General features: G+C 37.7%; 15 protein-coding genes, 1 other RNA gene and 1 riboswitch. Of the genes, 9 read left to right on the top strand and 7 right to left on the bottom strand.

Features of this window, described 5'->3' with window-relative positions; translation table 11 throughout:
* Positions 1–143: 143 nt before the first annotated feature.
* Positions 144–701, bottom strand: a complete 558-nt coding sequence (locus ACYQ3L_RS24765) for a hypothetical protein (protein WP_379994204.1) — start codon at positions 699–701, stop codon at positions 144–146.
* Positions 698–1,723: a hypothetical protein gene (locus ACYQ3L_RS24760; protein ID WP_379994203.1), complete on the bottom strand. Its 1,026-nt coding sequence runs from the start codon at positions 1,721–1,723 to the stop codon at positions 698–700. The genes ACYQ3L_RS24765 and ACYQ3L_RS24760 overlap by 4 nt, the downstream gene beginning before the upstream one ends.
* Positions 1,724–2,453: 730 nt before the next feature.
* Here ACYQ3L_RS24760 and ACYQ3L_RS24755 point away from each other — a divergent pair.
* The gene (locus tag ACYQ3L_RS24755; RefSeq protein WP_379994202.1) at positions 2,454–4,253 is read left to right on the top strand and encodes a type I restriction-modification system subunit M; all 1,800 of its coding nucleotides are present in this window, start codon (positions 2,454–2,456) and stop codon (positions 4,251–4,253) included.
* A gap of 97 nt (positions 4,254–4,350) precedes the next feature.
* Here ACYQ3L_RS24755 and istB read toward each other — a convergent pair whose 3' ends face one another.
* From istB to ssrA, 4 genes are all read right to left on the bottom strand, one after another.
* Positions 4,351–5,133, bottom strand: coding sequence for an IS21-like element helper ATPase IstB (istB, locus tag ACYQ3L_RS24750; protein ID WP_459952321.1), 783 nt, complete (start codon positions 5,131–5,133; stop codon positions 4,351–4,353).
* Positions 5,120–6,703: an IS21 family transposase gene (gene istA / locus ACYQ3L_RS24745; RefSeq protein ID WP_380002093.1), complete on the bottom strand. Its 1,584-nt coding sequence runs from the start codon at positions 6,701–6,703 to the stop codon at positions 5,120–5,122. The genes istB and istA overlap by 14 nt, the downstream gene beginning before the upstream one ends.
* 137 nt (positions 6,704–6,840) lie before the next feature.
* Complete coding sequence (locus ACYQ3L_RS24740) at positions 6,841–6,999, bottom strand: hypothetical protein (protein WP_380001426.1); 159 nt, start codon at positions 6,997–6,999, stop codon at positions 6,841–6,843.
* Positions 7,000–7,255: 256 nt separating this feature from the next.
* Positions 7,256–7,652: a transfer-messenger RNA gene (gene ssrA, locus ACYQ3L_RS24735) on the bottom strand.
* Positions 7,653–8,166: 514 nt separating this feature from the next.
* A riboswitch (cobalamin riboswitch) is annotated at positions 8,167–8,372 on the bottom strand.
* A gap of 290 nt (positions 8,373–8,662) precedes the next feature.
* On the opposite strand from ssrA, the gene ACYQ3L_RS24730 reads away from it, so the two are divergent.
* Positions 8,663–9,220: an RNA polymerase sigma factor gene (locus tag ACYQ3L_RS24730; protein ID WP_380001424.1), complete on the top strand. Its 558-nt coding sequence runs from the start codon at positions 8,663–8,665 to the stop codon at positions 9,218–9,220.
* 122 nt (positions 9,221–9,342) lie between these two features.
* On the opposite strand, the gene ACYQ3L_RS24725 is transcribed toward ACYQ3L_RS24730, so the two are convergent.
* A complete protein-coding gene (locus tag ACYQ3L_RS24725) occupies positions 9,343–10,566 on the bottom strand; it encodes an IS4 family transposase (protein ID WP_459952373.1) in 1,224 nt (407 codons plus the stop codon).
* A 244-nt stretch (positions 10,567–10,810) separates the two neighbouring features.
* Between ACYQ3L_RS24725 and ACYQ3L_RS24720 the strand changes: the two genes are divergently transcribed.
* The 7 genes from ACYQ3L_RS24720 to ACYQ3L_RS24690 all read left to right on the top strand — a co-directional run bounded on the left by ACYQ3L_RS24720 (position 10,811) and on the right by ACYQ3L_RS24690 (position 23,336).
* Positions 10,811–11,962 (top strand): FecR family protein, encoded by a 1,152-nt coding sequence (locus tag ACYQ3L_RS24720; protein ID WP_379993596.1) that lies wholly within the window; start codon positions 10,811–10,813, stop codon positions 11,960–11,962.
* Positions 11,963–12,119: 157 nt separating this feature from the next.
* On the top strand, positions 12,120–15,332 hold the full coding sequence (locus ACYQ3L_RS24715; protein ID WP_379993597.1) for a SusC/RagA family TonB-linked outer membrane protein: 3,213 nt from the start codon (positions 12,120–12,122) through the stop codon (positions 15,330–15,332).
* A gap of 25 nt (positions 15,333–15,357) precedes the next feature.
* The gene (locus tag ACYQ3L_RS24710; RefSeq protein WP_379993598.1) at positions 15,358–16,845 is read left to right on the top strand and encodes a RagB/SusD family nutrient uptake outer membrane protein; all 1,488 of its coding nucleotides are present in this window, start codon (positions 15,358–15,360) and stop codon (positions 16,843–16,845) included.
* A gap of 17 nt (positions 16,846–16,862) precedes the next feature.
* Complete coding sequence (locus ACYQ3L_RS24705) at positions 16,863–17,369, top strand: hypothetical protein (protein ID WP_379993599.1); 507 nt, start codon at positions 16,863–16,865, stop codon at positions 17,367–17,369.
* Positions 17,370–17,373: 4 nt separating this feature from the next.
* Complete coding sequence (locus tag ACYQ3L_RS24700) at positions 17,374–20,211, top strand: M16 family metallopeptidase (RefSeq protein ID WP_379993600.1); 2,838 nt, start codon at positions 17,374–17,376, stop codon at positions 20,209–20,211.
* Positions 20,212–20,243: 32 nt separating this feature from the next.
* Positions 20,244–21,722, top strand: a complete 1,479-nt coding sequence (locus ACYQ3L_RS24695) for a hypothetical protein (protein WP_379993601.1) — start codon at positions 20,244–20,246, stop codon at positions 21,720–21,722.
* A 96-nt stretch (positions 21,723–21,818) separates the two neighbouring features.
* On the top strand, positions 21,819–23,336 hold the full coding sequence (locus ACYQ3L_RS24690) for a calcineurin-like phosphoesterase C-terminal domain-containing protein (RefSeq protein WP_379993602.1): 1,518 nt from the start codon (positions 21,819–21,821) through the stop codon (positions 23,334–23,336).
* The last annotated feature ends 142 nt before the right edge of the window (positions 23,337–23,478 follow it).

The following is a 23,478-nucleotide window of genomic DNA, read 5'->3' as shown; positions in this document are numbered from 1 at the left end:
ATATGAGATAAAAAATGACAGGGATTAATGCTATCAATTGCTATCAATCCATTCATTACTAAAATCCTACATAGCTATAAATTATGGTAACTATATATGGCAATACCTTAAATTATATTTCTATAAACTTTGTGGTATTTCCATTATTTAGGTAAATCTTTTTTACTCATATCAATATCGTCCATTAGAAGAATGTAAATATTTGATAAGGTTACTAAAATAAACATTACCAAATCATAAAATAATACCAAACTTATAGTTGTCAAAGTAAGTTTTATGATATTATCATTAACTACTTTTTGAAGGACAAGCAAAATAATCAAAGCAATACAAATAATGATGATAAACGTAATTTGCTGCACGAAACTTCGCGTAAAATTACTAAAGCGTATCAAATAATTTTTAGTACTATTATCAGTCTTGTTTTTAAATCTTTCTATCCGTTGAGATAATTTATCAGGAACTGTAAATAATACACCAAATATTAATGCAGTGAATATGCTTAATACAGTCAATAATGTATCTATTATATCTTTCAAACTTATTTCCTTCCAAACCGTAATTATGCATATTACAATTGGGACAAAAATAAATCCTAAATATACTTGAAATTTTGACCTTTTATTTCCGTCAATATCGTACAGTAGCGATTTTATTCCATCTTTAATTATCCTATATATTTGTTTAAATATGAATGTCATCTTAATTTAGGTGTATATGATATCTGCCTTTTAATATCATTCAACATTCCTTTGGTATATTGATGAAGATCATCCCATTTTGGCAACTGAGAATTGTCCTCTTTCAGCGAATCATCCAATGTAATTGTCGGCAATATACTATCTATATTTGCTAATGTTGCATTAGCTCTTTTACCTTCTGAATCTACATAGAAAAGTTTTACTTTGTCTTGAGTTTCATCATAATCTGTATCAATTGCCTTTATTTGAGATTTTAATACATTCTTATAGTTTACAACTGATATAAAATCTTTAAAAGGTATTTTAAATCGGCTGAAGATAGATCTCCTTTTTGCATGTGTAAATGGATTAAAAACAGGGTTTAAAGGTCTGTTTGTATCTCTATTACGATGAACTACTTGTATTTCGCTAATGTATCCATCTTTCAAGAATCTGTCTATATATTCATCAGGAATACATTTGCTCCACTCAGCTTTGTAACCCTTAGCTATAAAATAGCTACTAAGTTGTTCTTTAAATAAAGTCGTACAGCCTGTATTTGTATAACTCTGCACCATTAAAATACCTACATTAGAATCAATTGGCATCCATATTTTGTAAAAATAATAAAGTGACGTTACACTATCTCCAGCAACTTTACTTGTAGGTATAGTTGCATTACTAGATTGATATATATCATATTCTATACCTGTAGCACCACCTTTGAATATCCCCCATACCGTATAGTCGTTAGAATCATAACCTTTAAACTGATCTGTTGTAACACTCATTGCTTGAGTATTATTCTTATTTGGCTTGAATGAAGAATTAAAACCGTTTATAAAATCTTCTAAAAAAACTTTCATATAATTTGCTTCATCTATTTCTTCAATAGATAAAGTATTAACGAAGTCTTTAAGTATACATTCATCTTTTTCTGTAAGATATGCTACTCTTTCTTCGCCACGAATCCTCCGTGTAGTTTCTTCTTTTATTTTCTTCAAAGTAAAATAATAGATGTCAAGTTTTAATGTGTATCCCATATAAATTATTCTTTAATTATAACATGTAACATATCTTAAACTTAAGAATCAGAAATAACAAATTTAATAACAATTGATTGATATCCATACATATATTTTAACAAAAATAAAATATTTGCGAATAACAACATGACAAATATGAATAAGATAACTATCGTTATTGAAATACTAGGTAACGGGGTTAAAGACACTATTATAACCGTTAAAAAGAATGTAACAACCATATTTTATTTGAGGAGAGCTTTGATTATAACCTCAAGAGATGTATACTCTTCGATTACACACTCTCTCAGAAAAGTTTTTTACTGAAAATATCCCGAATTGGGAGATAGCTCAGTAATATTATTTATTCATAAATTTATAAATGACATTAGGCTGAGTAACAAAATGGAGGCTATTTTTAATTATAAGGTCAAAGAGATCTTACGTGTTATAAGTATTGTAGTCCACTTCTTTTATTACTAATCACCTATTACAGGTTGCCCATAGGAAACTGATATTTAACTCATATGATTATGGAAGTTTCCCTTTTCTTAGAATTCATTAGGGTATTTAACAGTATGTACAGATTGAATAAATAATTCTCATCCTCATCGAAGAAATGCCATAAACATTCGTTAAATTTGCACTTTATGTCAATAGATGTATAATGTTATGAAGAAACAGAACAGTAGCCAGCTATTGAATATTGACGCAATGAGAGCGGATTAATAAGCGTAACCAATAAAATATGAATAAGCAACAACTTGCATCAAAGATATGGGCTTCGGCAAATAAAATGCGGTCAAAGATAGAAGCCAATGATTATAAAGATTATATTCTTGGTTTCATCTTCTATAAATTTCTATCCGATAAAGAAGAAAGTCTGTTAAGAAAAAGTGATTGGACGCAGGAAGATTTTCCCGAATTGAAGGAAGACGATGAAGAAACGGTGCGTTACTGTCAGCAGCAATTAGGTTATTTTATTTCATACAACAATTTATTTTCTACCTGGTTGAAGAAAGGTAGGGATTTCGATGTTTCTGATGTGCGCGATGCTATTTCGGCATTCAATCGTTTAATAAACGAAACGCACAAACCCGTCTTTGCAAAAATCTTCGATACGTTGCAAACAGGTCTGAGCAAATTGGGTGAAAGTGCCGGATCCCAAACCAAAGCCATTAGCCAACTTATCCAATTGATTAAAGATATCCCTACAGACGGTAGTCAGGATTACGATGTATTAGGATTTATCTATGAGTATCTTATCAGCAACTTTGCGGCAAATGCCGGGAAAAAGGCAGGAGAATTTTATACTCCACACGAAGTATCTGTTTTAATGTCGGAGATTGTTGCCCATTATCTGAAAGATAGAGACAAAATAGAAATTTATGACCCGACAAGTGGCTCAGGATCATTACTCATCAATATCGGTCGCTCCGTTGCCAAACATATCAGCAATAAAGACAATATACTATACTACGCCCAGGAACTCAAAGAGAATACCTATAACCTGACCCGTATGAATCTCGTTATGCGCGATATTCTGCCCGACAATATAAAAGCCCGTAACGGGGATACACTGGAAGATGATTGGCCATATTTTGACGAAACCGACAAGGAAAGAACCTACAGCCCACTATATGTGGATGCAGTAGTGTCCAATCCGCCCTATTCGCAAAACTGGGACCCTTCGAACAAAGAAGCGGATGCCCGTTATTCCCGGTACGGACTGGCTCCAAAGGCCAAAGCAGACTACGCATTTCTTCTTCACGACCTGTTCCATGTTAAACCGGATGGCATAATGACTATCGTACTGCCTCACGGAGTGTTGTTCCGGGGTGGAGAAGAAGAAAAGATCAGGAAGAACCTAATAGAATACAATAATATTGATGCCATCATAGGGCTACCCTCCAATATCTTTTTCGGAACAGGCATTCCTACCATCATCATGGTACTGAGGCAACAACGTGCCGATGAAGATGTATTAATAATAGATGCCTCCAAAGGCTTTGTAAAAGAAGGAAAAAATAATAAACTGCGTGCTTGCGATATCAAAAAGATAGCCGATGCAATTATCAACCGCAGCGATATTCCTAAGTTTTCCCGCAAGGTGTCTCGCAAAACCATACGCGAAAACGGGTACAACCTGAATATACCCCGTTATGTGGATTCATCGGCCGAAGCAGAATCATGGGATATATACGCCTCTATGTTCGGAGGCATTCCCAATGCCGAAATTGATGCTTTGGCAAACTATTGGGCAGCTTTCCCTACGCTACGGGCTCAGCTATTTGCCAATGACGGTACTCCCTATTCATCTCTGTCTGCCGAAGATGTAAAACAGACCATTGCTGACAATGCGGATGTAAAAAGCTTTATCAACCGTTTTAACGAAGCTTTCGCCACATTACCCGCTTACCTGAAAGAGGAGTTGATAGACAACATGCTGACACTGAAAATACAGCAGGAAGAGAATAAAATAAGTATCGATATTTTCAATCGGCTCACCGGTCTGCCGCTATTCGATAAATACTGGAAAATCCAGTGAGCGTTGCCCCCTCGTGCCAAATCTAAATTGACCCCTGAAAAAACTTTATGATTACCCCTAAATTATCCTGGTCGACGGGGTCATTTTTATTTTAGATTTACTTGTTTTTGTCTACCTTCATTTTTCTCACACTCTCACCGGTAAGTTCTATCTGATGCGCCGAGTGGACGATGCGGTCAAGAATGGCATCAGCGACTGTTGGTTCTCCTATTGCATCATACCAGTTGGCAACCGGTAATTGTGAGGTCACAATGATAGATTTGCGCTCATGACGATCTTCGATGATGTCAAGCAATATTGAACGTTCTTTAGCGTCAAGAGGAACAAGAAAGAGATCATCAAGTATAAGTAACTGACATCGTTCTATTTTCTTGAGTTCGGCCTCGAAGATCCCCTTTGTCTTTGCAACTTTTAGCGCTCCCATAAGTTTGGATGCATTGGCATAGTTAGTTCGTATTCCGTTCTTACACGCCTGATACCCAATGGCTGTTGCAATATAACTTTTGCCGGTTCCGGATGAACCGGTAATGAACAGATTCTTTCCTTGACGGATAAAGTCAAGCGACGAGAGCCGTTCTATATGGTTGCGGTCGAGACTTCGATTGATGGTATAGTCTATATTCTCAAGATAAGCCTTGTATCGAAAGCCGGCCCCTCGAATCAGGCGTTGTATGGAGGCATCCGAACGATAGTCCCATTCACGAGCCAATAGTAATGAGAGGAAGCCGTCAGCAGTCATAGACTCGGCAACGGTGGACTGCAGGCTTTCCTTAAAGGCGGCAGCCATACCATGCAGCTTCATACGGTTCATCAGATCCAGAGAAATGATATTTTGGTCTTTCTCCTGAGTAACGGGTGCGGTTTTATTATTTGTTTCCATTGTTGTTGTTAGTTTTTGTTGTTGATTTTGAGAAGTATTCACGTCCACGGATGTTCTTGTGGTGCGGAAGTGATAAGTTGGTGTCCGAGTCCTGATCAGCCTGTGGCAGAAAGTCTGCATCATCGCCCCGGTTCAGGATACCGATAACATCTTGATATCCGTAAACGCGCATCAATGAAGCACAGGCGCATGCCGCCACAAGCCTGTCCTGTCCGAAGGTCTTTTCCAAGGCTAGGATACCTCTGCATGAGCGGAAGGCCTGAGGCATATATTTCTTCTGCGATGCTACATCCTTGAGATAAAGCAAGACGATATTATCTATCTGAGTAGCTCGTTCAAAAACCTCGTCCAGATCCTTTTCGTAGCTACCATGCCTACCGGGAAGATTGTGTGCCTCCTTCCGAGTGTAGCCATAGGGAGTGTCATCACGCTGGTGGGTTGTTACCAGCCGCAGGCCATAGAAGATATCGAGAGTATCAGCATCGTAAACAATATCGACACGCTTGCCTACATATTCCTTTGGCACGCTGTAATGATGCTTCTTGAGAGTTACATAGCTATTACGCATCACGGTCACAGATTTGCGTTCCTTCATCTGATACCGCACAGAGGGTAAAGTTCGTAGATAGTCTTTTTCTACCTCTTCAAACAACTGCCTGCGAGACTGATTGCGTCCGGTAAGTTTTCTCTCGTTGAAACGACTTAGAGATTGGATAATGCAGGCATTGAGTGATTCCAAATCATGGAACATCAGACCTTCGAGATCGGTATAAACAGACTTGTACATCAGTTTTACAGCGTTCTCTACAAGGGCTTTGTCTTTTGGGTGCCTGACACGTGCCGGATATACACTACAACCATAATGCTCGGCAAAAGCGGCAAAGTCTTCGTTAATAACCGGCTCATTGCGATTGCTCCGAGTTACCGCCGACTTCAAATTGTCAGGGACGATTGCAAAGGGCACACCCTCATAGAAGTGTAGTGCATTCTCACATGCTTTTATAAGGTCTTCTTTCTTCTGCGACCAGACTGCCTCACAGTAGGTATAGTGGCTACAAGGAAGGATGGCTACAAAAACTTCAACGGATCTGACTTCGCCTGTTTGCTCATCAACAACCTCTAGACGGTCGCCCGCAAAATCAATATACAGCTGGTCTGCGGCGTAATGCTCAACGTGACCCACCGGACGTGATACAAGCCGATAACGTTGTATGTACGCGCCGAAACTTGCATGACGGAATCCACCCGGATGCTCTCGCCGGTACTCTTCATACAAAGATTTTACTGTCACTCCTTTGCGTGTAAGTCTTGCGGCATACTCAGGTAAGAGCGCCTCCAGTTCCAACTGACGCACTGAAGGGGTACGTTCCCTCTCACCGCTGCTTCCAAACATCTCCTCAAGGCGCTTCGCCGGCATGGACTGAAGCTGCTCCATTGGCATACCACTCTCTTGAAACAAACGCACATACTTGCGCACTGTGTTACGGGATAGCTCAAAGGTCGCGCTGATACCTTTTATACCCATCCCCATTGCATAGCAATGAAGAATGTTTGCTAATTTTGTTGTCATAGTAATTTTAGTTTTAACCCATCGACCAGGAGGGTAAATCTAAATTACATAAAAATCCCCTGTTGGTTTATATTCCGACAGGGGACATTTTTATTTTGGCGAAAAGGGTCAAACATATTTTGGTACATGGGGTCAATTTAGACTGGCACGAGGGGGCAACGCTCACTGGATTTTCCAATAGTTGTCTCTATACGCTGTCCTCCAACGGTTATACGCATAAAGACCGGGCTTTCTCCTTTTTTAGAGATTCTGGATGGTTTTACAAGGAACAAGGTCTTGAAGGTTTTTCTGCTCATAACTTTTAATTTTTTTGATGATTTATTGATTTTAAAAGTATGAGATTCAACTGTTACGGGCAGGTTTTAGATTCGGGTAAATTCTACAAAATGAATATATTACAATCAAAATCGGGGACACTTTTTCGGATTTACGACTGTCCCCGAATTTGTCAGTGAACTATCCCCGAATTTGCCGTTTTTTACCACTTTGCAGAAAATAAAAATCCTGAAATTCAATGAATTTCAGGATTTTACTTCATTTTACTTATTCTCTTTGTGGAGCTGGAGGGAATTGAACCCTCGTCCAAACAAGGAACTAATTTGCTTTCTACATGCTTATCTTCGCTTTAATTGTAGGGAATAGACAAGACCGAAGCCACCAATCTAAACCTTAGCTTCTTTATTTCAGATAAAAGCCGAAGCCTCTCCTATCCTATCTCCGATTTGCCTGCACCACCTTATCGGTACGCTTCGAAGCCACAGCTTCCGGGTGATGTCTTGTCCTTACACCTGTGCAAGGATTAAGCTATATCTACTATACTTCGATTAAGCAGCAAGAGCGTAATTGTTATTGCCAGTTAAATTTGTGACGTCTGAGATTATAGTGCCAGCCGACTATGCACTGCATGCTTACAAACCATTTCATCTCGCTGTCAAAGCCAGTCAGCCCCATGAGTTTGTTATCATCTGATATATAACGCTTTAATATCAAACCTTAGATATCGAGTAACAAAAAATGATAAAAATTTGTCTAAACAATATCTAGTGTAAAGATAATTCTTTTTTAGTATACATACCAAGTTCAATGGAGATTATTGCTAAGTTCCTAATCAAAGACTTAAATATATTAAACAATAAAAGATGAGATTCTCATAAAAACGGTCGATTATTTGAATCTGATCCGTATATCTTTTTAATATGCTTTTACTGTTTTTGTTATTCGTTTGTTACCTGAGCCCACAATAATAACATTCTTCTATTCACAAATAGAAATTACCTTTTTCCATGGATTTCTTGTGGATAACTTAGTACAGGAAAAGCTCAACATTCTTATAAAGGTGATTGTGCAAAACAACACAAGAGAAAAAAAGAGGGTAACATTGCTAAATGCTATAAAGTATAGATTGCTAAAAAATATAAGAGGTTCTTCCTATATAGAAAAGAGGGGGTATCAACAAGTAATGCAATACGTCCTCTATTCTAACAGGTTTTCGGACTTACCCTATCTTTATAACAGCCTCCCCATTCTGATTATGAACAGTAATATTGAGTTTTGTTCAAAGACTTCAGTAGAGTTTACAGCAGCGCGTTTGCCAAGGTTTTCCACCTGATTCCCTTTTCATCTTCAGCTTTCTTGTTACGCTCAGGCCATCAAAAGGGAGGTAATTGTTATAATTTAGATGGTATGTGTGTAAGGGATTGTTGGGTAAGTGACATGAATTGACAGCACGAACGCCCTCAACCTATCGCAATAACGCCTAAGATAATTTATTATTAACTAAATCTTGATTGTGTTATACAACAATTGAATAACCTATTTTAGTAATGTCCGCATAAGTTACTAATCTTGCTGATATCATTTTATATAGAAAATAAGTGAATAACATCATCGTATCTCAATAATAAGGCATTTTTTTGTATTTTTGCTCAATCGAATAATTGATAATTAGATTTTTGCAAGATGCCTGCTTCAGATAATATTTCTATACGAGATAAAAAATATTTTGAAGATTTCTTCAGACGTTACTATCAAACTCTATGTTACTTCGCATTTTCTTTTTTGAAAAATAAAGAGATATCTGAAGACATTGTCCAAAATGTTTTTATGAATATGCTCAATAACACTACAATCCACCTTAGCGAAGAGCACCTTAAACACACGTTGTATAAATCGATACGGAATGCATGCATAAATGAACTGAAGAAAAATGCACTACACTCAGAGGTAATAGAAAACATTATGATTGAGGAATCGGAAGAATATGATTCTAACTTGTTTCATGCCATCGTAAGAGTCGAAATATATCGCGAAATAATTGAGGCCATTAATAAATTACCGACCAAGTGCGGGGAAATATTTAAGCTAGCCTATCTTGAACAATTGGATAATGGAGAAATAGCAAAAGAATTGTCAATAAGCATCAATACGGTGAAAGTTCAGAAAAACAATGCTAAGAAATTATTGCGCGAGCAATTAAAGCACTTATACCCAATCATAACCCTCTTATTCAATCTGTAACAAAATCAAATCAAATCACTCGTTTAAGTGATATTTTGCATCTATTTATTTTTGTTTAATGTTAAAAAAGGCACTTTATCTAACAGGAGTGGTCGGAAGAAATTCCGATCACTTTTTGTTTTCTACGTTTTGAAGAAAATAGAAGGATCACCACCACACTGCACAACAATCATAGATATAATCAGGTTTCTCAATTCCATGGAAAATCTTCTTTTAGCAGTTTTATATCCAAGTTTATTAGCCTGTTTATATATCAAGATAAGTATAGCCACAATCAAAGTCATATATAGGATAACTTTTATTCCATTTTTATTGAGTGACACAAGAGTACTCACATTTAGTTCCTGCTTTATAAATCGGAAGAATACTTCGATATCCCACCTTCGCCTGTAAGCGTCCGTAATATCTTTGGCTGATAAGTTAAGCACATTGGTGATAAACCAAAATTCTTTATCAGGATCATCTTTGCTTTGTGCTACAATTAAGCGAAAAGGTACTTCTACCAGCTCTTCTTTGTAATGGATATTACCTCGTTTATTATTAATAGGCTTACCGGTATATAAATAAACTTCACTATCTTTCAAAAGCATCAAACTACCCAAGTCTAGATCAATATCATCGCTTTTCAAGGATTTTAGTTCAACATGTTTTCGATTCTCTTTTGCTCTTATTATAAAAGGGATAGATTCTCCGGAAAAATCTTTCATGGTTCTAGCTGACTGCAATCCTCTGTCCAAAATGTAAATATTGTGATGTCCGGTTTCTTGTTTCACATGACTTCTTATAACCTCAGGTAAAGCTGTTTCTTCGCCAGAGTATTTGGAGTCTGTAAATATCTTAACATCACAAGGTAAAATGCCATCAAAAGCAATGCTATACTTAACTGACTTCTTTCCGTTTTTATGGTCAATACCTTCTTCTAAGAGTTTGCTACAAGCTTCACTTACCATTGAAGAATCAACTCGTATCAGATTATATTCCTCTTTTTCTGTCGATGAATAGGCTGCTGAGAATTGTTCATAAATACATTCATATATTTGTTTGAAGAAGTCCGCATCAATCTTAGAAAGCCGTTCTGATATGGAACTTCGGCGAACACTCTCTGATTTGTCTAAGTTAAAAAGCATCTTGAAGACTGGATCATTAAAGGTATCCTCTAAGGTTCGCTGACTTAATCTGTCATTCTCTAAAATGCCATACATCAAAAGGTAAAACAATTTCTTGCCATGCAGAACTTTTGAATAATAGTCAACTTTTGTATTTTCGGATAAATGACTTAAAAGTGCCTCTGGAATAACTCCCAATAGTTGATTTATTCCAATCCTATGATCTTTAAATATTGCCATAAATATATGATTATCAATACTTAAAGATAATAAAACTATGTGATAAAAACAAACATAATCAGCTTAATATCAAATGATTATATAAAAAAATAGTCGGAAGATATTTCTTCCGACCACTCCTGCTTTATCTAATCCTTTTACATCTTTTAATTGTATTAATCAATATAGCTTATATCTGTTAGCTCTATTTCTTAATGAATATTGCTTTCTATTAAGGTTGAATTGAACATTAAACAATTGATATATGGAAATAAATCCATTTAAGTTTGCCTCTCTCCTTTTCTCTTATTTGAGGAAAGAGGATATTGATGAAAAGAAGCAGAAGGAAATAGAAGATCTGATGAATGGGTCTTCTGAAATTAAAACCTTACACGATGAATTGTGCGATAAAGAAAAAATAAGTGCTCAACTATCAATAATAAATTCATTCAATACGCAACCAGCGTATGAAAAGGTAACCAGACCCGTAAGATTACGACGTAGGTTGACGTTAGCCCTAAGGGTTGCCAGTATTGTAGCCATACTTGCTATCGCGATTCCCCTTATCTATATTCAAACAAGAGGGTCAAAGTACAACGCAGATTTGATAGGTAGTGGAAAAACGGTGCTGAAAACATCGGACGGAAATATTGTAAGCCTCGATACAATATCATCAATAGCATATCTCAATGATTTATCTGTTCACAATGAAAAAGGAATACTTACGATAACAGAATATGAAAAATCCGCCAAGAAAAGATCGAATGGTAATAATATAATAGAGGTACCATACAAAGGAACATATAAAGTAATATTGCCTGATGGGACTAAGGTAAATTTGAATTCGGGATCAACACTTGAATTTCCTGATCATTTTCTGGCAAGCGAAAGAGTTGTAAAACTAAAAGGAGAAGCCTTCTTCGATGTAGTGAAGGCAGATGGGAAACCATTTATAGTGAACACAAACAATATGTCGATACGAGTACTGGGTACAAAATTCAATGTAAAATCTTATGACAACGAGAGCAATAGCTATACAACACTGCTGGAAGGTAAAATCGAACTATCGACCGATAAAGAACTGAAATCGATACAACCCGGAGAACAGGTTGTATTGAATAAAAAGACTGAAGCGCTGGATATAAAAGAAATAGATACCGAGCCTATTGTAGCATGGGTAGATAATATGTTCTATTTCGACCGCACACCATTAGACGATGTAATGAGAAGCCTGAGCAGGTGGTACGGTGTCGACATCCGGTACGCAGATGATGATCCCAATGTGAAGAAAATAGTATACAGCGGTAAGGTAAGAATGTATACACATCCGGAGGATATACTGAGAAAGTTTGAAAAGACCGGAGGACTAAAATTTGAGTTGACAGACAACACAATCACAATATCAAAAAAGCAATAAATAAATATTTATTAATTCATTACAAATTGTATTTATGAAACAAAATCGGCATCATAAAATTAGATTGCGTTTTAATACATTCCTTGTTTTCATGCTAATAGGGACTTTTCACATATGTGCAAGTGCCTATTCTCAGACAGTAAGAGTGTCTTTAAATGTGAAGAATGCGACAATAGAAGAGGTTTTTCATGAGTTGGAAAAAGCAACTAATTATATATTCCTCTACAAAAGTGAAGTCGTTCAGGGAAAAAAGGCTGTAAATGTAGACGCTAACAATAAACCCTTAACACAAGTGCTTAACGAGCTACTGACACCGGTTGGTCTAACCTATACAATTGATGATAATGTCATTGTAGTTAGTTCATCCAAGAGTAATAGTGGAAATCCTCAACAAAGACCTTCGACCCGAGTTATAAAAGGAAAGGTTTTTGACGAAAGCAACTATCCATTGATAGGTGTTACAGTAAAGTTGAAAGGAAATAACAAGACTGCAACTTTCTCTGATACTGATGGAAACTATCAGATATCTATTCCTGCCGACGGAACGCAAACCTTAGTTTTTAGCTATGTGGGAATGGAACAACTGGAAATGACAGTTAGCAAAGGAGATATACTTAATGCACAGATGAATCTCTCATCGATAGGATTAGGCGATGTAGTTATTGAAGCCGGTTATGGACTTGCCCAAAAGCGTTCGGACATGGTAGGTAGCGCATATCAAGTTGCAGCAAAAGATATCCAGAATTTACCTTCGGCACGGATTGATAATCTACTGGAAGGTTTAGTTCCGGGGTTAGCAATCGGCTATAATTCCGATAGCGAAGGAAGCGTAAGACCGCGCTTATCGACCCGTATACGTGGCGAGGGCTCGTTAGGTGCTAGTTCCGAACCTATTTGGATTGTCGATGGAACCCGTATATATTCAGGCGAACGGACTAATATGGCTTATGGTGTAAATTCGACCCTAAGTCCATTGTCTTATCTCGACCCAAATGATATAGAAAGCTTTACGGTACTTAAAGACCCTTCTACTATTGCACTGTATGGTGCCGACGGTTCGAACGGTGTTATATTAATCACCACCAAAAAAGGAAAGATTTCTAATCCTCAGATTCGTGCATCGGTAAAATATAGCCTCGATAAAATAAACGAAAGCACACGATTCAAGGTGCTTAATGCTCAGGACTACATGACTCTTGCCAAAGAATCGTATATGAACAGGTATGCAGCAACTGATCCCGATATGACCTTTTTCCCATATCAGAATGTCGAAAATAATATGTACAGCCGTAACAACACCGATTGGTATGACAAATATTTCGGGACAGGAAATACCGCCGAGGTCAATGTATCTTATACCGGAGGTAGCGAAAAAATGCAGAATTATGTTTCAGCATCTTATTATCAGAAGGAATATGCGACCAAAGGAAATGACCAGCAACGGTTTTCGTTAAGAACAAATACAGATGTGGAGATTCTGAAAAAACTGACATTTTCTGTCAGGTCATCATTTTCTTATAACGTAAGTAATATATTCTCTCCGGGAACAGATTATTATGCCTTTTTGCCGATTATATCACCATATAACGAAGATGGTACTTATCGTATGTATTATTCGTATATAGAAAAAGACGCAGCAGGGAATCCATCTGAAAAATCAAATAAATTTTTCAATTCCTTGGCCGAACGCGATGAGAATGACAACAGGCAACGTACATTTGCCGGTATGGCAAACCTGTCTTTAAGCTATGACATACTAGAAGGTCTGAACCTTACCGGACAATTTGGGGTTGACTATAAAAGTACACAAGAAAACACATACGGAGCTATGAGCAACTGGTCGGGAAGAGACTCCAATGCCAATGAGCTGGGATATGCTACACGATCAAGTTCTAACACATTCTTATGGAACTCTGTTGTACGTCTCAATTATAACAGGACTTTCGGTAAACACACAGTGGGTGCGCTTGCCGGATTCGAAGCTTCTTCGGATGAGAGAAGGTATACTCAGGCAACTGGAAATACATTCGCCAACGACCACATCAAAGAAATAACCTATGCGGTAAATCGTATCGGGTCGAGCGGTGAGGTTATCAATCATGTTCTTTCATATTTCGGACAAGCCAGTTATTCATTCGACAGACGGTATTATCTGACATTGAATACTCGGCGCGATGGTAACTCCGACTTCGGGGAAGATGTACAATGGGCTCAATTCGGATCGTTAGGGGCATCGTGGAATATTCATAACGAATCGTTCTTCAATATCGACAAGATCGATGTATTGAAGTTGAAAGCATCTTACGGAACCTCGGGAAATTCTCGTCTCGGAAGTATGCAGGCCAAAGGACTCTATGATTATGGCAGCAGTTACAATGGAGATCCGGCTTCGGTAATGAGTTCTATTCAGAATAAAAAGCTAAGCTGGGAAACATCTTATATGACTAATATTGGTTTGAGAGTACGTTTTTTGGACAGATGGGATGTGGAAGTGGAAGTGTACAATAAGAAAACGGAAGATATGCTCAGCAACCATGCCATATCTATGACCACCGGTGCCACTGCAATTGATGCCAATGTGGGTAGTATGCAAAACCGCGGAATAGAGATAACAATAGAGTCTATAAACCTGAAAGCAAAAGATTTTGATTGGGTTACAACGCTGAATATGTCGCATACGAAAAATAAAATACTAGAATTGGAAGCTCCCAGATTGGGTTCTACAAATAAGGTTTGGGAAGTAGGTGGAGATAAGAATAGATGGAACCTTGTGCGTTGGGCGGGGGTAAATCCACGCAATGGAGAACCTCTTTGGTATGATGATAAAGGAAATATTACAAATGTATATAGTACAAGCTATGCCGTACCTTATAAAACATCGGTACCTACATGGGAAGGTGGCATGTCTAACGAATTCCGTTACAAAGACTTTAGTCTGAATGTATTAATGACTTATATGATAGGTGGATATGGGTTCAGCTCTTTCAGCAGTAACAACACCACTTCGGACGGATATCAGATAATGTCGCAAAACCAATCTGTAAATCAGCTGGATAGATGGCAAAGGCCCGGTGACTTGGCTATCTCTCCCAAGCCAATATGGGGCATATCGAACGGTTCATCCCGAACATCTACTCGTTTCTTATTTAACAAGACACACCTGCGGTTGAAGAATATAGCTTTGGGCTACAATATACCGAAAAGCTATGTGAGATCTGTCGGTATCGCCAATGCAAGTGTTCTACTTGCTTTGGACAATATAGCGATATGGACACCATATGATAAATCGGATCGTAACTCGTACCGCCAATCGATGAGTGGTTACCCAATGGAATCCTCTGTAACGATAGGATTAAATGCAACATTCTAAAAACAAACGAAAACAGATGATCATTATGAAAAATTTTAAAATAAAGATTAAATTATCGGAATTGTTACTATTTCTGGCTGTTGCATTATCTTCTTGTAGCGACTTTCTGGAAGTAACCCCCACCGGCAAAACAGTTACACCTACGGCCTTTTCGGATATGAAAGGTATACGAAGTGCTATGGCCGGATCATACTACACGATGTTCAGGTTTTACAGCGGGATCTATTACGCTTATCCGGATCTTGCAGCAAACATGGTTTCATTATCAACAACGGCATCTCCGGCTTCATTAGCGCTATACAATTATGAGATAGAAGATTTAGGTGCCGGATATTGGGGAACATTATATGAAGCTCTTGTCAATATAAACAATATTATAGAGTATCAACCTGCTCTTCTCGGTAAATATCCCGATAGTAAAACGGAGTTGGAAAGTATAAAAGCTCAGGCATTGTTTTTACGAGCCTTGTCTCATTTCGAATTATGTAAAATATATGGGCAACCTTATAATTATACTTCCGATGCAAGTCATTTAGGAGTACCTATCGAACTGATAGCTCCTAATTTCGACCACAAGCCGGCTCGAAATTCCGTAAAAGATGTTTATGCTCAGATTATCAAAGATTTGAAAGATGCTGAAGTTCTGTTTGGAAGTTCAAGTATTGGAACAGATGCAAAAACCAAATATACAGTGACTAAAGAGGCCGTTTATGGATTGCTGTCTCGTGTATATCTATATATGGAAGACTGGGAAAACACAATCAAATATGCAGGATATGTAATAGACAGAGTACCTCTAGTTAAAGGTAGCGATTATGTAGCGATGTATAGACAATTGGACAATAAAGAGACTGAAGTAGTATTTCGTTTCAATGGTTCCAAAAACCAGGGAAAAACGTTGCAAACACTTTTCAATCTCACATACAAGACCGAGACAGGCGGCATGGTAACACCAGTAGTTCCATCGGCGACAGTAGACAATCTGTTGCTCAGCTTATTCAGCCCCGACACCCAGTCCAGTGATATCAGATATAATTCTATTATAGAAAAAGTTACTTCGGGTAGCAGTGTGTATTATGTTACAAATAAGTTTAATGTTACGGATAACGATCCTACTTACGAACATTTTAATCCTATTATTTTAAGAAGTTCGGAAATGTATCTGAACAGAGCCGAAGCTTATCTGAATAAAGATGATTTGTCAAATGCCGCTGCGGATGTGAAAGCAATAATTGCCAGAGCTCTGAATAAAGATGTTGCAGATGTAACTGTTACGGAAACAAACAAAACCGAATTGAAAAGAATCATAGAAAATGAACGTGCAAAAGAACTCTGTTTTGAAGGGCACCAACTATATGATATAACTCGCAGAAAACAGGATATGGTACGTAGTATAACAACATCATCATCGATACAGAAACTAACTTACCCTAACGACTTGTTTCTAAAACCGATTCCCCAGCGAGAATTGGATATTAATCCTGATATGGTGGGTAATCCTACAGTAAACTGATAAAATAAGTTTTGATTATGAAAAGAATATATATAATACCGGTATTCATATTTGCAGTACTATTTTCGTCATGTGGTAAAGACGAAAATATTGTCTTCGATACTCCATTTATCTCTGTCGAACCTATCAACTCATCGAGTGCAGGCCCGATCAATACCGATCAGGAATTTGTTGGGGAATATATGTTATACATGAATGCACAGGCACAATCACAAAGTGTAATCGTTAAGTATGAAATAATCGCCGGCAACGGGCTTGTTGAAGGTGTAGATTATCAAATCCTGACAGAAGGTGAGACTCAGTCTTTCCTTCCCGGCATCTATGATTTGGCAATACGGATCAAATGGCTAAGAACATGTGTTCGTGATGAAGATAACAACATAATAAGTGACACATTGGATGGCACTAAAAACACGACACTTACTATCAGGTTATTAAGTAATAGTGCGGGCTTCACTTTAGGATATCCTGGCCCCGATCAGAAGTATAAAGAAATTGTAATAGAAAAGAAAAAGGCGGAATAACAGAATGGAATTTTATATAAAGCATATACTATTGGGGCTGGCCATAATGTTATTTTCAACCTCAGTTTCGGGGCAAAAACTGAAACAAAATCCGACTTTGATAAAAGGGCGTTTAGATAATGGGTTGACATATTATATATACCCGAATCAAACGCCTAAAGGAGAAGCTGTATATCGGCTCTTCATCAAATCCGGTTCAGTTTTCGAAGAGGATTCACAGAAAGGACTCGCTCACTTTCTCGAACATATGGCATTCAATGGTACGGCACATTTTCCGGACGATGGTATTGTCAGGTTTCTTGAGTCGAAAGGAGCTAAGTTCGGAAAGGACCTGAATGCACATACTTCTTTCAACGAAACTGTATATAAATTGCAGTTGCCTTCGAATAATCCCTTAGTTGTGGATTCTACTATGACTATTTTGTCCGATTGGGCAGGCAGACTGTCTCTAGATAGTCTTCAGATAGAAAAAGAAAGAGGCGTAATCATGTCGGAATGGCTGTCTAAGACCGGGCCAAAACAAGACGCTCAGAATGCGCTGTTGTATGAACTACTGAATAAATCTCGCTTCTCGGATCGTATTGTGATTGGTGACACTGCTGTTATTCAAAATTTTTCACACAAGGATATTAAAGACTATTACCAACAGTGGTATAATCCATCGTTGATGGCTGTCGCCGTGGTAGGAGACATTAATCCGACCGAGATAGAACGTATGATTAAAGAAAAATTCGGAGAACTAAAAACAACACCGAAAAAGAAGAAAGCTCCGACATATGCTATTGATAGTTATAAGGATATGGCAGTCAAAAGTGTTATCCACGAGTCATTAGATAAAGTGGAACTTGTAGCTGTTCAGTTATTACCTACACTGTCACCCGTTCAATCCGAAAAGGAATATCCGGCTTATTTAGAACGTGTTATACTCAACAGGTTGTTTAACGAACGAATGACTTCTTTATCATTCAATGATCCATCCTACAAGAAAGCAAATATTAGTGTTTTGAGTTTTCTGAATACAAAAAGCATATTATTGACATCGGTAGAACTCACGCCAACTAAGATTGACGATGGTATCAATACTTTTGCCCGGGAAATAGAACAGATATATAGATACGGATTTATTCCTCTTGAAATAGAAAAGGTGAAGAAAAGCTATCTGGCTTCTTTAAAGAGAAATGCTGAATCGGAGCGTCCTGTACCTTCAATCAATTTGATGAATGAAATATATTCTGACTTCTATGTAGGCAATAAGGTTGTGACGCAGGAGGAAGAGTATAATTTGGCAAAGAAATACATCTCAAAAATAGACTCTACATCTCTTACCAAGTATTTGCATAAGACAGCCGACTGGTCAAAAACTCACTTCATTCTTTCGGCTTTCGATAAAGTTGCAGAGGAACTTCCGTCCGACGACAACATTAAATCTGTTTTCTCTAAAATAAGCAAAGAAAATATTGCTCCATATAAGAAGACAGTGAATATCCCGGATCAGTTATTGGCATCATTGCCCAAACCCGGATCAATTGTAGATAAGCAATATATCAAAGAAATAAACGCCCATATACTGTCGCTGTCCAATGGGGCCAAAGTTGTATTTAAGTCGACCGACATAGACAAGGATAAGATCACCTTGTCGGGATTCCGTAAAGGAGGCTTATATACGCTCGATTCGCTTGATTTTGTAAACGGGCTATATGCCAAAAACGTGATTGGACTTAGTGGAGCAGGAAATATGTCTCGTGACGAATTGGCTCATTATCTGACAGGCAATACAGCTAAGATGCTTTTCTTAATCGATAACTCGCGTGTCGGAATGGGAGGTTCATCAAACAATGAGGATCTTGAGACCCAATTCCAATTATTATATCTGAAATGGATGTATCCGCGTATTGATACAACTATGTATGAACAGATAAAGAAAAATGCAATAGAATCTTATCGTACGGCCAATAAGGTAGAAAGTGGAAAGTTCTATGAGGATTTGTCATATATTCTTCAAGGCAAAGATTATACTAACCGGGAAGTTAGTGATACTATCTTAGAAAATGAATTGAAACTTGAGGCACTTATTCCTATATACAATCATTCTTTTGGCGGCGCCAAAGACTTTACTTTTGTTATTATCGGCGACTGCGATCTGGAAGCTGTTACACCCTATATAACCCAATATTTAGCTGCGTTGCCTGGTGGAGAGCCAAGCACATCATACCAGTACAAACGGCCGGCAAGAGTGGATCAGTATATCGTATTTGAACGCAACGATGGTGAGTCGCCGCGGGCAATTGTAAACCTTGTATTTCAGCAGAACAGAGTAGATGGAAGTTTGAGATTGGAAAATCTGAAAAATGGCATATTGAAGGCTGTAATAAGAACTAAGTTGCTGAAATCATTAAGAGAAGAAATGGGAATGGTATATAGTGTGAGTGTATCGGCCGGATCGGCAATAGCTCCCGAACCATTGAGCCGTCAGACAATAGGGTTTACGACTGCACCCGAAAATGTAGAAAAACTGTTGGATCGGACATTGAAAGAAATAGAAATGATGATCAATAATCCGGAGTCTTTCGATTCGGAACTGGCAGATATAAAAATGAACCTGATAAAAGAAATGAGTCTCGATGTGCAGAAAAGCTCATTCTGGAGTAGCTTCATACGAAATACTATTTTCAATAACGAAACTGATTGGAATTATGTATCCGATTATAATGATATCGTAAATAGCATTACGGCAAAAGATATAGCTTCATTTGCAGAGAGTAAAATGTATAAAGACAGGTTAATGGTGAAAGCCGTTCTTTATCCTAAGGGATATGATAAGACTGGAAATAAAAGTAAATAAAGAAAGTTATTCATCCATAAAATAAGAATTTTATGAAACAATTAATAAAAAATCTGTGCTATCCTCTTATAGCTGTGCTATTATTTTCGGCGTGTAGCGAAGAGGATAAATCCGTTTCAGCACCCGATATAGTTGGGGCCAAGTTGGTTTCTTTTGGTTTCTATGTCGAAGACAATGAAGGTGTTTTGGATAAAGATTATGTGGTAGATGGTCCTATAGTTGGTAGCGATATTGAGATGAAAATTCCATCTAAAATAGATAAATCAAGTTTGATAGCTCGTTTTACAACCTCAGAAGATAATCCTGCCGTAACGGTTAAAGGTACAGTTCAGGTAAGTCAGCAAACAGCAAATGACTTTTCAGTACCTGTCGATTTCGTCTTGACTAATACCAGTCTGAATAACAGGAAATATACTGTACGGATAAAAAGACCTATCGAGTGGATTAAAAAAGTCCGTTTCTCAGAGTTTCAATTAATGGATGCCATTCTAAAGGTTAATCCCGTAGATAATGTTCCATATGTTATGGGTATTAAAAATAATACGAATACAAGTTACCGGAAAGCTGTACTTTTAAAATATGAAAATGAGACATGGTCTATGGTTGGCGACACTATATCGAACGGCCAGACATCTGATATGGATTTCACTTTCAGCTCGACCGGAACCCCATATGTAGTATATACAGACTACACCAACGCTATACCACAAACAGCTACGGTCCAATATTATGATGGAAGTTCTTGGGTGGTAGTAGGTCGTAATTACAATGATGTGAGAGTTCAGTATAATAGTATTTGTTTCGATGCTATGGGAAAACTGTATGTTTTCTCTATGAATAATTTAGCCGGAGGTGTTGTTGGCCGTCGACTTATGAACATTAGTACTTATAGTGGAGGTTCGTGGACAACTAATCAAACAATGCCTGGACGAAGTTATAACTCTTATAATATGCGTTCTGTACTGAAAAAGGATATACTCTATCTGGCTGTAAATGATTATGCCAATATAAGTGGTACAATATCTGTGTATGTAAATAAAGATGGAGCATGGTCTACACTAGCCCAAGGAATGCGACACGAAGATGCAACTGAAGTTAATTATTATGACCTTGATATGGATGTGGACAACCAAGGAAATATATATGTAATGGGATTAGAGCGTTTGAGTAGTGGTTATAAATTAATTACTCACAAATATACAGCGAGTACCAGTTCGTGGAGTCTGTTTGCAACCCCTGTTAACCTTGCTTCAAATACGAGATATTTCTCTTTGGCACTAAACCCTCAAGGAGTTCCTTCTGTCACTTATAATAACACAGCAACTAATAGTACGACCTCATTTGTCACTATTGACAAAGAGGCTCAAACATGGACATCTCCATTTGTGTTCCCTAATGTGACAACAGGTAAAACCAATATTGCTTTTGGGTCTGATGGAACCGGTTATGCCATATATATTGACGAAAGTAAAAATCTCTTAATATGGGAATACATTGAAGACAATGAATAAATAATATTATTGATAAAGCAGAACACTACTTAGTTACTATGTGGGGGTATTGGTGTGTAATATATCGTGCCCCTACTTTTTTAATTGTTGAATAATATGAAAATAAAAGGTATTGTACTTCTTTGCCTCGCCGGGATATTCTCATTTACTATCGCAGCACAACAGGTAAAAGTGTCGGGTATTGTTTTCGAAGACAAGAACAAGAATGGAGTTAAGGATGCCTCGGAGAAAGGAGTAAAAAATATACTCGTATCGAACGGAAAAGAAATTGTTTTGACAGACAAGGCAGGAGCTTATACAATTAATACTTCTGTTGGCTCGTCTATATTTCCTATAATTCCATCCCAATATGGTGTCTGGAGGAAAAATAAGCCTCAAATACAAAATACGGCCTTTTTATATATTGACACATCGTTGACAGAAAATGAGAATCTTGATTTCGATATTCCTCTAATTCCACTCTCCGAAAAAAAGACATTCAGAGTAGGAGCCATCGGTGACATCCAAATGAAAGATTATCAGGAAATCAATTACGCCAACCAAAGCGTTATATCCGAACTATTGCAACGATCAGATATTGATTTCAATATATTTATGGGCGATCAGATAAATGAAACCCTTGATATTCTGCCCTCAGTTACACAAATGATAGAAAGCCTTCCTATGCCTTCATGGTTGCTCTTGGGAAATCATGATAGAAATGTACGAGGGACAAACCGACAGGATGATGTATTTAACCGTTATTTTGGGGCAAGCTATTATGCGTTTAATTATGGGAACGTACACTTTATCGTACTCAACAACGTCGCATCGAAAGGGGGGCGTGATTACACAGGACTGATCAGTGACGAGCAACTATGTTTTATAAAGAATGATCTTGCCTATGTATCAAAAGATAAAACCGTTGTAGTGTGCCAGCATATACCGATGGTCTACACTCGCAACAGGAATGCTTTTCTCGATTTAGTGAAAGACTATCCTACCGTACTTATATTATCCGGACACACTCATCAGATAAGCCGGCATATACTTGCACCTAACGTTCACGAACTGGGTGTGGGAGCTTCATGTGGAAACTGGTGGATAGGAGAACGCGACTGGTTGGGGATTCCTACAGCACTGATGCAGTGTGGAAGTCCCAAAAATTATTTTACAATAGACTTCGATAAGAATAATTATAAGATCAATTATAAAGGGATAGGACTGAGTGCCGACAGGCAAATGGATATATGGATTGGTGGTCAGGATACAGTAGATACTCATATTGAAGCACTGTCTCAATTGGATAAAAATCTTGTGGTAGCTAATATTTACGGTGGATCGGATAGTACTACAGTCATGATGCAAATAGATGCTGGAGACTGGATCGAAATGGATAAAACATCAATGGTTCCGCCGTCTGTCAGCCGTCTCATATACATGAATAACAAGGGTGGGTATCCCGCTTCATTCAGCCGAAAAGGGGCATTACGAAAAAGGGAATCGCCACACATCTGGACTGTATCATTACCTACGGAATTATCCATAGGAATTCATACAATAAAGATATATGCGAAAGATAAGTACGGATTCGAAGTGAATGGTTCAAGGCTTTTCAGCAAAACAAATTTCTAAGTATGCTCCCCCGCTCTGAATTATAGAAAAAGAAACACACACGGAATAATAATTGTTCCGTGTGTGTTATACATTTGGTTCTTTTAATTTGGCTCCTGGTTCAATAATCGCTCTGCAAAAATATTACACCAATACAAGCCGT

This window comes from Dysgonomonas termitidis (genome assembly GCF_054657735.1).
This window is presented reverse-complemented; position numbering and strand designations above follow the sequence as displayed.

Coding starts and splice junctions, on each gene's coding strand:
- ACYQ3L_RS24765 (WP_379994204.1), bottom strand. CDS start 701: ATGACATTCATATTTAAACAAATATATAGGATAATTAAAGATGGAATA.
- ACYQ3L_RS24760 (WP_379994203.1), bottom strand. CDS start 1,723: ATGGGATACACATTAAAACTTGACATCTATTATTTTACTTTGAAGAAA.
- ACYQ3L_RS24755 (WP_379994202.1), top strand. CDS start 2,454: ATGAATAAGCAACAACTTGCATCAAAGATATGGGCTTCGGCAAATAAA.
- istB (WP_459952321.1), bottom strand. CDS start 5,133: ATGGAAACAAATAATAAAACCGCACCCGTTACTCAGGAGAAAGACCAA.
- istA (WP_380002093.1), bottom strand. CDS start 6,703: ATGACAACAAAATTAGCAAACATTCTTCATTGCTATGCAATGGGGATG.
- ACYQ3L_RS24740 (WP_380001426.1), bottom strand. CDS start 6,999: ATGAGCAGAAAAACCTTCAAGACCTTGTTCCTTGTAAAACCATCCAGA.
- ACYQ3L_RS24730 (WP_380001424.1), top strand. CDS start 8,663: ATGCCTGCTTCAGATAATATTTCTATACGAGATAAAAAATATTTTGAA.
- ACYQ3L_RS24725 (WP_459952373.1), bottom strand. CDS start 10,566: ATGGCAATATTTAAAGATCATAGGATTGGAATAAATCAACTATTGGGA.
- ACYQ3L_RS24720 (WP_379993596.1), top strand. CDS start 10,811: ATGGAAATAAATCCATTTAAGTTTGCCTCTCTCCTTTTCTCTTATTTG.
- ACYQ3L_RS24710 (WP_379993598.1), top strand. CDS start 15,358: ATGAAAAATTTTAAAATAAAGATTAAATTATCGGAATTGTTACTATTT.
- ACYQ3L_RS24705 (WP_379993599.1), top strand. CDS start 16,863: ATGAAAAGAATATATATAATACCGGTATTCATATTTGCAGTACTATTT.
- ACYQ3L_RS24700 (WP_379993600.1), top strand. CDS start 17,374: ATGGAATTTTATATAAAGCATATACTATTGGGGCTGGCCATAATGTTA.
- ACYQ3L_RS24695 (WP_379993601.1), top strand. CDS start 20,244: ATGAAACAATTAATAAAAAATCTGTGCTATCCTCTTATAGCTGTGCTA.
- ACYQ3L_RS24690 (WP_379993602.1), top strand. CDS start 21,819: ATGAAAATAAAAGGTATTGTACTTCTTTGCCTCGCCGGGATATTCTCA.